The following is a 1214-nucleotide window of genomic DNA, read 5'->3' as shown; positions in this document are numbered from 1 at the left end:
ACTAGTCGGTCGTCTGCTGAAGAAACTGGGTTTCAGCCTGCAGGCGAACAGCAAGACGCGCGAAGGGACGAACCACCCCGACCGTAACGCCCAGTTCGACCATATCAGCGCCCAGGTGAAGGCGTTCCAAGCAGCCGGCGAACCCGCAATCTCGGTCGACACGAAGAAGAAAGAGCTTGTCGGCGACTTCAAGAATGGCGGACGTGAGTTGCGCCCGAAGGGGCAGCCCGAGCCGGTACGAGTGCATGATTTCATGATCCCCGAACTCGGCAAAGCTGTGCCCTACGGCGTGTACGACATCGCAGCCAATACGGGATGGATCAATCTCGGCATCAACCACGATACCGCAGTCTTCGCCGTCGAGAGCATCCGCCGCTGGTGGTATGAGCTTGGTGCATCCCGCTATCCGGCGGCAAGCAAGCTGCTGATCAATGCCGATTGCGGCGGTAGCAATGGTGTGCGCGTACGTCTGTGGAAACGAGAGTTGCAAGTCCTGGCTGACGAACTCGGTATCGCGATCTCCGTCTGTCACCTGCCGCCTGGCACCAGCAAATGGAATCGCGTCGAGCACAAGCTATTCGCGTTCATAACCCAGAACTGGCGCGGCAAGCCGTTGGTCAGCCATGAAGTCATCGTCCAACTGATCGCCAGCACAACGACGAAGACCGGCCTCAGCGTTGCCTGCAGGATCGATCGTGGCGATTATGAAAATGGCATCAAAATCACCAACGCCGAAATGGCGTCACTCAATATCCAGCATGCCGATTTCCACGGAGAATGGAACTACACAATCAGACCAAGAAAGGCCAAATTATGATGCGATTATCCGGGCTCAGACCCTAAGTTCGCAAACAAGGTCATCGGACAAAATGGGCCTCATTTCGTGGATCAAAAGCAACCATCTGGTGCCAGCTATGCGCAGATCGGTCTGCCGCAGGGAGTAAAATCTCCGGCGATCGTGTCGTTGCCGCAAAGCAAAAAGCCGAAAGCATAGTTATTTCTTGGAAGTTATCTCGGAATGTCGGTGCAACGAAGAGCTGCATGCCTGAGAGTGCCGGAATGAGAGGGGGTTCCAACCTCATGTCTCCCCTCATTTTGAGGCCGCAGGCGCCATTTAGCCGAAGAATCGATTGAGGCCTGTCGGCATTCCGGAAGGAATCCTGGCGGCCCGGTTCCGATTCCGATTGTTGCGCGCCGCCGAAATCTCTTGCCAA

The 1214-nt window shown here is 56.0% G+C and carries 2 protein-coding genes; one reads left to right on the top strand and one right to left on the bottom strand.

What is annotated here, in order from left to right:
- On the top strand, nt 1-817 hold an 817-nt coding region (locus tag AiwAL_RS20245; RefSeq protein ID WP_262313500.1), incomplete at its 5' end, for an ISAzo13 family transposase.
- A gap of 40 nt (nt 818-857) precedes the next feature.
- On the opposite strand, the gene AiwAL_RS20240 is transcribed toward AiwAL_RS20245, so the two are convergent.
- A partial coding sequence (locus AiwAL_RS20240; protein WP_262313499.1) for a hypothetical protein occupies nt 858-1214 on the bottom strand: 357 nt, incomplete at its 5' end.

The organism is Acidiphilium sp. AL, assembly GCF_025499445.1.
GTDB lineage: Bacteria > Pseudomonadota > Alphaproteobacteria > Acetobacterales > Acetobacteraceae > Acidiphilium > Acidiphilium iwatense.
The sequence above is the reverse complement of the archived record's forward strand: the minus strand, read 5'-3'. Positions and strand labels throughout refer to the sequence as shown.